General features: G+C 40.4%; 8 protein-coding genes. All 8 read right to left on the bottom strand.

Annotated elements, in window-relative coordinates:
- Positions 1-47: 47 nt before the first annotated feature.
- Positions 48-521, bottom strand: a complete 474-nt coding sequence (smpB, locus tag EUBHAL_RS12775) for an SsrA-binding protein SmpB (protein ID WP_005350657.1) — start codon at positions 519-521, stop codon at positions 48-50.
- Positions 522-612: 91 nt separating this feature from the next.
- Positions 613-3000 carry a ribonuclease R gene (rnr, locus tag EUBHAL_RS12770; RefSeq protein ID WP_005350655.1) on the bottom strand — a complete coding sequence of 796 codons (2388 nt, stop codon included), beginning with the start codon at positions 2998-3000 and terminating at the stop codon, positions 613-615.
- Between the two features lie 89 nt (positions 3001-3089).
- Positions 3090-3332 (bottom strand): preprotein translocase subunit SecG, encoded by a 243-nt coding sequence (secG, locus tag EUBHAL_RS12765; RefSeq protein WP_022170074.1) that lies wholly within the window; start codon positions 3330-3332, stop codon positions 3090-3092.
- Between the two features lie 70 nt (positions 3333-3402).
- On the bottom strand, positions 3403-4680 hold the full coding sequence (locus EUBHAL_RS12760; protein WP_005350651.1) for a BMP family ABC transporter substrate-binding protein: 1278 nt from the start codon (positions 4678-4680) through the stop codon (positions 3403-3405).
- A 25-nt stretch (positions 4681-4705) separates the two neighbouring features.
- Complete coding sequence (locus EUBHAL_RS12755) at positions 4706-5686, bottom strand: ABC transporter permease (protein WP_005350649.1); 981 nt, start codon at positions 5684-5686, stop codon at positions 4706-4708.
- 14 nt (positions 5687-5700) lie between these two features.
- Positions 5701-6795, bottom strand: coding sequence for an ABC transporter permease (locus EUBHAL_RS12750; RefSeq protein ID WP_005350647.1), 1095 nt, complete (start codon positions 6793-6795; stop codon positions 5701-5703).
- Positions 6795-8321 (bottom strand): ABC transporter ATP-binding protein, encoded by a 1527-nt coding sequence (locus EUBHAL_RS12745; protein WP_005350646.1) that lies wholly within the window; start codon positions 8319-8321, stop codon positions 6795-6797. Before EUBHAL_RS12745 ends, EUBHAL_RS12750 begins: the two co-directional genes overlap by 1 nt.
- A gap of 218 nt (positions 8322-8539) precedes the next feature.
- On the bottom strand, positions 8540-9790 hold the full coding sequence (locus tag EUBHAL_RS12740) for a BMP family ABC transporter substrate-binding protein (protein WP_022170077.1): 1251 nt from the start codon (positions 9788-9790) through the stop codon (positions 8540-8542).
- Positions 9791-9932: the final 142 nt, after the last annotated feature.

Below are 9932 nucleotides of genomic sequence, written 5' to 3'. Positions count from 1 at the left end.
CTCTTCTCTCTTTGACAGCATCCCCTTTGCCTGCCGAAAATAAGCTTCTAACCCAGATTCCTGATTTTAAAGTCTCTTTCCGCCTCTCGTTTTGCGTCCTTTTTCGCGATATCCTGTCTCTTATCATACAGTTTCTTACCGCGTGCAAGACCAATCTCCACCTTCACGAGGCTGCCTTTGAAGTAGACTTTTAACGGCATTAAAGTATAGCCTTTCATTTTAATCTGTCCAGCAAGTTTATTAATTTCTGACTTATGAAGAAGGAGCTTTCTTACGCGCAGCGGATCTTTATTAAAGATATTTCCTTTTTCATAAGGGCTGATGTGCATATGATTAATGAGGATTTCTCCTTTATTGCTTATTGTTACAAAGGATTCTTTGATACTGCATCTGCCCATGCGCAGAGACTTTACTTCCGTTCCGTGGAGGGCGATACCTGCCTCATATTTTTCATCGATAAAATAATCGTGATATGCTTTTTTATTGTTGGCAATTAATTTAATACCTTCTGATTTTGCCATATTAATTCCCCTTTCCTGTTAGAGTGTATTTAAAAAATGCTTTTTGCAAATTGGGGCGTGCAGATTGCAGGAATGATTTTTCAAACACGCTCTAGATTTCGTCAATTTTCTTTTTACTATAAAGATGCAGCAAACGGTCCGCTTCCTCATCGTCAATCCAGTCATTTAAAAGAATACCGTCTTTATCAGGAAGACTCTCTCCTGTTTCGTCAAATTCGGATTCTTCCTGGTTCGCTGGATATTCTCCGTCCACAAACTCAAAATCTTCAGATTCTGTATTCTCTTTCTTTCTTGACGGCATTCCGTCTCCATAGTAATCATCTGGGTCTGGATACTCGCCATACTGAGAGAATTCTTTTAATATAAAGTCAATGGTCCGCTCCATTTTATCGGCAGAGCGAACTACGATTTCTGCTTTTTGTCCTAATGTAAAGATTCTTCCGGTATGCTCTCCGGTCAGTTTATAGCTTTCTTCGTCAAATACATAGAAATCATCAAGAAGGCTGTTGATTGGCACCATTCCCTCGATAGTATTGTCAAGTTCTACAAAAAATCCCCAGGAAGTTACTCCGGAGATAACTCCTGTGAAAACTCCTCCGATATACTGCTGCATATATTCTACTTTTTTGAGCTTATCTACTTCACGCTCTGCGTCCTGCGCACGGCGTTCCATTGTAGAACTCTGCTGTGCTACAGATGGAAGGATTGACTCATAATGTTCTAACCGCTTCTGATTTAATTTACCGTGAATATTCTCCTTGATGATCCGATGAATCTGTAAGTCTGGATAACGGCGGATTGGTGAAGTAAAATGGGTATAGTACTGTGTGGAAAGTCCAAAATGTCCTACATTTAATGTGGTGTACTTTGCCTGCTTCATGGAACGAAGAGCAAGGCGGCTGATTAACGGTTCTTCCGGCTCTCCTTCTAAAGAAAAGAGAAGCTTCTGGATTTCTTTAGGATGAAAACTCTCCCTTCCTGTCTTCATATAATATCCAAAGTTGTGAATAAATGTATCAAGCTTCTTGATCTTATCGCTGTCCGGTGCCTCATGAGTACGGTAAACGAACGGAATTTCCTGCCAGAAATAATCTTCGGCAACGGTCTCATTCGCAAGAAGCATAAAGTCCTCGATAATGTCTGTCGCAACATTTCTCTCATATGGATGAATATCTACTGGGTAGCCTTTTTCGTCCACAACAATCTTAGATTCTGGGAAGTCAAAGTCAATGGCTCCACGCTTTCTACGCTTTTCTTTTAAGATTGCTGCCGCTTCTTTCATTAAGAAACAAAGGGCACGAATGTCCTCTCGTTTGCCCTCTGGATGGGCTTCTCCTTCAAGGATTGCCTTTACTCCTGTATAGCTCATACGCTCATCAACACAGATTACAGATTCCGTAATCGTATGGTCAAGTACATTGCCGGACGCATCAAAAGTCATCATGCAGCTCATTGCCAGACGCTCCACGCCAGCATTCAAGGAACAGATTCCATTGGAAAGTTCTTTTGGGAGCATTGGAATTACCCGGTCAGCAAGATAGACACTTGTCGCTCTCTCTAACGCTTCTTTGTCCAATGGAGAATCTTCCTTTACATAATGAGATACATCCGCAATATGTACACCAAGATAGTACTTATCCTCTTTTTTAGAAAGGGTAATCGCATCATCTAAATCTCTGGCATCTTCGCCGTCAATCGTTACGGTAAGAAGGTCACGGAAATCCGCACGCTTTCCAACCGGCTGTTCTGTAATTTCCTGCGGGATAGCCTGTGCCTCCTTTATAACAGACTTCGGAAATTCTTCTTCGATTCCATAAGCACGAACAATACTTGTCACATCCGTTGCCGGGTCATCCATCGCTCCGAGAATCTCAATAACTGCTCCTTCTGGCTTCTTACGCTCTCCACCGAAGTCTGTCAGGCGAACAACAACCTTATCTCCATCTTTTGCACCATTGATGTGCTTCTTGGAAATAAAAATATCTTTATCATAATGACGGTCATCGGGAAGAACAAATCCAAAGCTTGTATTCTTCTGGAACGTACCGACTAATGTCTTACAGCCACGCTCTAAAATCTTTAAGATCATACCTTCACGGCGTTTTCCTTCTCCGCCAGTCTTCTTTGTTACCTTTACTTTGACAACATCTTTGTGAAGCGCTCCGTTAACATACGTTGCCGGAATGAAAATATCCTCTTCTTCTCCCTCAGCCGTCACAAAACCAAAACCACGGGCATTCGCAGTAAACACTCCCGTCACGTTCTGATTCTCCGGTTTGATATACTTGCCTCTGGCGGTAAGTTCCACACTGCCGTCTGCCACAAGAGCATCCATCACTTCTTTTAATGCCCCTCTGTCTTTATGTGGCACGTCCATAAGATATGCCATCTCTTTTAGCTTTAATGGGATATAATTCGGATCATAGATCATATCCCTGATACTGTTTTTACGCTGTTCAAATAATAATCTGTCTTTCATATACTAGTTTCCCCTATCAAAACTTTGTCAAAAAAAGCCGTCTCAGTTCAGCTTGCGAATTGAGACGGCATCATTAGTCTGCTTTAAAATTACTGGAAAACCTTCAGGCAAAGGCCGATGGCTACTACAAAGAATAAAAATCCAAGAATTGCTGTAATTCTCTCCAACTTACCTTCTTTAGTCCGACCACGGTTCTTTCTAACATAAGAATCAGAATCAACCTGTCCGCTTAACGCACCGAACCCTGAATTCTTGCTTTCCTGCATCATTACCACGATAATCATCACAAGACATATTAACATAAAAATAATTGTTACTAATGTTCTAGCCAAAATTCACACCTCCTGCCATCTACACAAAATCTAAATTATTATAGCACAGTTTTTTCCATAAAACAAGCTTTTAATTCGACTGTGTTGTGGATTCTGCAGAGTCTGCAGACTGTTCTGCTAAATAATCCTGTGTGCTTTCCGTAATTCCATCAATAAATGTATCAAAAATGGATTTCGACTGTGTCATAGACTCCTGTAAATTACCATTTTTAATATATTTTTTGTATTTTTTAAAGTTTGTATTGCTTGTTGCTAATGTATCCAATGAAGATCCATCAATCGTAAACTTCTCTGTATTAAATACTTTTGCATTTCCGGCTCTTAAGTTCTTCTCAAGTTCTGCAGCCTTTGCTGCAGTTCCATCCGTTACATGCTCATCATTTAACTGGGAAATAACGACTGCATCTTCTGCATAACCCGCTGTCCAGTCTGCTGCAATTTCTTTTCCATTTAACACCTTGTTCACTGCATAAGTATAATACTTACTCCAGTCAGATGTAACAGAAGTCAGCGCATCTTTTGGTGCAGTAGAGATGAGGTTCACATCATTACCGATAAGTGGTGTATCATTTTCTGCACAAACAGTCGCAACTGCCGTTGTATATGTGTACTGCGCCATCATCTTTACACCTGCTGCAATAAGCTGTCTTGCCGCCTTACCATCTGCATCATAAACACCTCTTTTGCCGACATAACGGACTAAAATTGAAGACTGAGAACAAACTCTTTCTACCCCAAGATAAAATGCATTGATGCAGCTTGTTGTCTTTGCTGTTTTATCATAGGCCACAAAACCAATGACACACTCAGAAGCACTAATATCTCCTTTGTCTAAAAGATGATTTAATTTCACACCTGCTACAAGACCTGCTACATGATATGCTTCATAAATTCTTGTATCATAATTGTGGAAGTTTGAAAGACCACTTTTCTTTGCAAGCTTTCCACCTTCCTGACAAAACTGTACATCAGGATATTTTTTCGCAGCTTCTTCTAAAATACTTTCCAAATTCGGATTTTCTGCAAAAATAATGTCACAGCCTTTTTCGACAAGCTCTGCGGCTTTCTTCTCACAATCTGCCTTTTTCACACTTTCTGCAATAATAATCTGGTCATCGGCAATACCTGTCTCTTCCTGCATTTTGCGGATTCCCTGTACACGGGCAACGGTATCAGGCGCATCCCCATCAGAAGATAACAGATATCCTACTTTAATGCTTCCGCTATCTGCTGTCTTTGTCTGCTGCTTATTCCCTGTATTCTCAGGAAACAAAGACTTACTGCTTCCGCATCCGCAGAGGGAAAATGCCATTACCAACGCTATAATCACTGCTATATGTTTTCTCATGTTTTCAATTCCTCCGTTTCTGTGCTTAACGGTCCTCCCTGAAGTAAGCCAGTCCCAGACTTTCTGGTGGCTGCTGCTCTTTCTTCTTACGAAGACTTGTGATAATAAGCACAATAATTGTTACCAGATATGGAAGCATCTTGAAGATTTCCTGCATACTTCTTCCAAGTCCTGGTATATAAAGATATAAAATGTAAAGTCCCCCGAAAAGAAATGAACCCCAGATTGCATTGATTGGTTTCCAAAGAGCAAAGATAACCAGTGCTATCGCAAGCCATCCTCTGTCACCAAACCCATTATTTGTCCAGGTTCCTCCAGAATATTCCATTACAAAATAAAGACCTCCAAGACCGGCAATTCCTCCGCCGATCACAGTTGCAAGATATTTATACAGTGTAACGTTAATTCCGGCTGCATCTGCTGTCGCAGGACTTTCTCCTACAGCGTTTAAATTAAGACCCCAACGGGTTCTCTTTAAGAAAAACGCCATAAGTAGTGTAATAATAATTGCAAAATATGTCAAGAACCCATAATTAAAAAATATGTCCCCGATAACCGGAATCTTTGACAACAGTGGGATTTTAGCACGATAAGCATCTCCGGTAATTGCTACAGATATCTGTCCAACACCACCGGCAAGTGTAGAAAGAGAACCACCAAAGAAGTTACCAAATCCAACACCAAATGTTGTGAGCGCAAGCCCTGCAACATTCTGGTTTGCTCTTAATGTAATTGTCAGCACACTGAAAATCAGCCCGCCAAACGCCGCCATCAAAAATGCAGCAAGGAGAGAAAGAATCATTCCCACAAGGCCATTTGGATGTGCGGCAAGTTTTTCATAATAGAAGGCTGCCATCAATCCGGCAATTCCTCCCATGTACATCATTCCAGGAACACCAAGATTTAAGTTTCCTGACTTTTCCGTGAGAATCTCTCCGTCTGCGCCAAAGAGCATACAAATTCCCTGCATAACCGCTTTTTGTATAAAGGTAATTAATACTGACATTTCATTCTCCCTCCTTATGCGCTGTGCTTTTTACGAAATTCCAGTTTATAGTTAATGAAAAATTCACATCCGATTACAAAGAACAAAATAATTCCGGTAATTACCTCTGATGCATTTTCATTCAGGTTATACTGTGTTGCAATCTGGATTGCTCCCTGCTGCATAAATACGAGAAGGAATGCAATGACTGCCATCGCCCACACATTAAACTTCGCAAGCCATGCTACGATAATCGCAGTAAAACCACGGCCGCCTGCTGTACTTGTAGAAATTGTGTGGGAAGAACCGCTTACAAGAATAAATCCGGCAATTCCGGCGATTCCGCCAGAAATTCCAACTGTGCGGACGATGACCTTTCCTACGTTAATTCCTGCATAACGCGCGGTATTTTCACTCTCACCTACAACAGCGATTTCATAACCGTGTTTTGTTCTCTTCATGTAGATAAACATTAATACTGTCAGTAATAACACTATAGCAAGATTCCATCCATAATCAAGGCCAAACAGCTGTGGAAGCCAGCCTGCTCTCGTTGGCGCATTAATGATTCCAACAGAATTAGAACCTGCCGGGTTCTCCCAGTATACAATGCAAAATGTTACGACCTGCATTGCGACATAATTTAACATCAGGGTAAATAATGTCTCATTTGTATTCCATCTTGCTTTAAAGAATGCAGGAATGATTCCCCAGATTCCTCCAGCAATAAAACTACATACAAACATAAGTACAAGCAGTAAGCCTGTTGGGAGGGCATTGCCCGCATAAATCATCATAGCCGCAGAAGCAACACACCCCATAAGGATCTGTCCCTCTGCACCAATATTCCAAAACTTCATTTTAAAGGCAGGAGTTACCGCAACAGCAACACAGAGCAAAGTTAATGCATCTCTTGCCGTTACCCAGAAACGTCTGCCCGTTCCTACCGCTCCTTCTACAATTCCTTCATAGACCTCTACTGGATTCATTTTAATAATTATGAAAATAAAACCTGCACATACAATAAGAGAAAGAAGAATCGCAATAATTCTTACCAGCCATTTCTTTCCAAATGACATATCCTCTCTTTTTGAAAGATGTATCAGTGGCTCTTTCACTGTATTATCCATTATTGTTCCTCCTTATGGGATGTCATCAATCTTCCCACTTCTTCTTTTGTTGTCTTTCTCGCATCTACGATTCCTGTTACCTTGCCATCACAAAGTACCATGATTCTGTCACAAAATTCCAGAAGCATATCTAAGTCCTCTGCGACACAGACAACTGAAACTCCTCTTTCTTTCTGCTTATTTAACAAGTTATAAATCATATAGGAAGAGTTAATATCAAGACCACGTACTGGATAGGCTACTAAGAGAACCGCCGGAGAAGATGCGATTTCTCTTCCGACAAGAATCTTTTGTACGTTACCTCCAGAAAGTCTTCTTACTGGATAGTCAATATCCGGTGTCACAACATCCAAATCTTCTTTAATCTTTTCGGCAAGTTCCTTCGGTGCTTTTAAGCTGGTAAAGAAGCCTTTTCCCTTTCGAAAAGAACGAAGCAGCATATTTCCTGTCATACCCATGGAGCCGACAAGTCCCATACCAAGACGGTCTTCCGGAACAAATGAATGGCGGACACCAAGTTCATTAATCTGCGCCGCATCATATTTGGCAAGGTCAATATCTTCTCCTTCTGGTGAGTGGAAAATGACACTTCCTGATGAAAGCTTTGTAAGACCAGCAATGGCCTCTAATAATTCTTTCTGTCCACTACCGGAAATACCGGCAACTCCAAGCACTTCCCCGCCAAATGCTTCAAAGGATACATTCTCCAGGACATGCAGCCCATCTTCATTCGTGCAAGTAATGTTATTGATTGTAAGACGTTTTTTCAAGTCATGTGGCATTGGACGGTTAATATCAAGAGAAACTTTTTCTCCCACCATCATCTCTGTAAGGGATTCTACCGTTGCCTCTGAAGTCTGCAGCGTTCCAATATATTTTCCCTTTCTAAGAATAGCAACACGGTCGGATAACTCTAATACTTCATTCAGCTTATGTGTGATAATAATAATTGCTCTGCCATCATCTCTCATATTTCTTAGAACTTCAAACAGTTTATCTACTTCCTGCGGAGTCAGTACCGCTGTCGGCTCGTCAAGAATTAAAATATTTGCTCCGCGGTAGAGCATTTTAACGATTTCTACGGTCTGTTTTTGTGATACAGACATTGTATATACTTTCTGTGCCGGATCAAGATCAAAACCGTATCTATCTACAAGTTCCTGAATATCTTTGTGCACCTTTTTCATATCAAGGACTGCATTTCCTTTTAAGCCAAGAATAATATTTTCGGCAGCAGTCATAACATCAATCAATTTAAAATGCTGATGAATCATTCCGATTCCAAGATCAAAAGAATCTTTTGGAGAACGAATGGAAACTGCCTTTCCATCTACTAAGATGTGACCCTCATCCGGGAAATAAATTCCAGAAATCATATTCATTAATGTGGTCTTTCCACTTCCGTTCTCTCCAAGCAATGAAAGAATCTCTCCCCGCTTTACTTTGAGATTGATTCCATCATTTGCGACAATTTTGCCAAATCGTTTTGTGATATTTTTTAATTCTATGGCATATGTCTGTTCCAACTTTACATTCCTCCATTATCTGATTTTATGTACTCAAAAAATATTTTTACTCCTGATTCCGTGAGTACATGCATTTGTTTATAGGCAAGTCAAAAAAGACTGGCTACTTTCTTCTTTGATTTAACTGTAAACAAAAATTCTGTTTTATTCCATGACTGAAAATCGGGCAGAGCCGCCATAATGACCGCTCTGCCCTTGTCATTGATTGTATTGTTAAATTACTTTGTAATGGAGTTAATTCCATCAATGATAAATGTGAATGCTGGTGCTGAAGGCATTCCGCTTTCTACATCAGATTCGTGGAAATATCCATCTTTGATATAATCTTTTAATTTTGTTGCGTCCTTGTCACCAGATTCTACGAGTTCTTCAAGAGTCTTACCGCCAACTGTGAACTTAGAAGTATCAAATACATGAAGAGTTCCATCTTCGATTCCCTTCTGTGCTTCTTCTACTGCTTCCTTTGTTCCCTCAGCAACTGTCTTATCGTTAAGCTCTGTGATTGCATCTGCTCCGTCTTTTACACCTTTTGCCCAATCTGTCTCGATGGCCGTTCCATCAATAACACTCTGAACTGCATATGTGTAATAAGGACCCCAGTTGATTGTTGCAGAAGTAAGTGCTGCATCTGGTGCTGTAGGAATCATATCAATGTTATATCCTACACAAGGAACCTTCTTTGCTTCACAAGCTGTAGGTGCTCCTGTTGTATCTGCATGCTGGCTGATAAGTACGCAGCCATCTGCGATTAACTGTTCTGCACATTCTTTTTCAAGGTCAAAAGATGCCCAGCTATTTGTATATTTTACTTCCATTGTAGCGGAATCACAAACAGATTTTACTCCAAGATAGAAAGAAGTAAATCCACTGATAACCTCTGCATATGGGAAAGCCCCTACATAACCGATCTTACATTTATCTTTTGAAACTTCGCCATTTTTAATCATCTCATTTAACTTCATACCAGCAACAACACCGGATAAATAACGGGATTCATAGATTCTGGTAAAGAAGTTATGCATGTTAGAAAGTCCGCTGCTCTTTGCCTGATATCCTGTTGCATGACAGAACTGTACGTCCGGATAATCTGCTGCGGCCTGAAGAATATAACTTTCATGTCCAAAACTGTTTGCAATGACGATGTTACATCCCTGTTCTGCTAAGTCAACTGCTGCATCGTAACAGCCTTCGTCTTCTTTGATGTTTGTCTTGATAACTACCTGATCATCAGAAAGTCCAAGATTCTTCTTCATCTCTTCTACTGCTTTTAAATGTGCCTCAGTGTAACCTTCATTTTCATCACCAATCATGATACATCCAACCTTAATATCGGATGCGGCTACTGCCTCTCCTGCTGCCGAACTTCCTTTCGCTGATGTGGAACCTTCTGCTCCGCCTTTGGAAGATCCGCAGGCACAAAGTGATGCTGTCATTACAGCGGCTAAAATAAATGCCAGTAATTTTTTCATTTTCTTTCCTCCTATATCTATTGCTTATGAAAAAATACATTTCTATATTAGACTACATTTTTTCAGAAGTAAAGTCGAAATAGACAGAAAATAATTTTTTTCTCACAATTTCTTCATTTTTTAGCTTTTGTAATACAACTTT

The sequence above is a fragment of the Anaerobutyricum hallii DSM 3353 genome, assembly GCF_000173975.1.
GTDB classification, from domain to species: Bacteria; Bacillota; Clostridia; order Lachnospirales; family Lachnospiraceae; genus Anaerobutyricum; species Anaerobutyricum hallii.
Note: the sequence above shows the minus strand (reverse complement) of the source record. Positions and strands in the feature narration are given on the sequence as shown.

Coding starts and splice junctions, on each gene's coding strand:
- smpB (WP_005350657.1), bottom strand. CDS start 521: ATGGCAAAATCAGAAGGTATTAAATTAATTGCCAACAATAAAAAAGCA.
- rnr (WP_005350655.1), bottom strand. CDS start 3,000: ATGAAAGACAGATTATTATTTGAACAGCGTAAAAACAGTATCAGGGAT.
- EUBHAL_RS12760 (WP_005350651.1), bottom strand. CDS start 4,680: ATGAGAAAACATATAGCAGTGATTATAGCGTTGGTAATGGCATTTTCC.
- EUBHAL_RS12750 (WP_005350647.1), bottom strand. CDS start 6,795: ATGGATAATACAGTGAAAGAGCCACTGATACATCTTTCAAAAAGAGAG.
- EUBHAL_RS12755 (WP_005350649.1), bottom strand. CDS start 5,686: ATGTCAGTATTAATTACCTTTATACAAAAAGCGGTTATGCAGGGAATT.
- EUBHAL_RS12740 (WP_022170077.1), bottom strand. CDS start 9,790: ATGAAAAAATTACTGGCATTTATTTTAGCCGCTGTAATGACAGCATCA.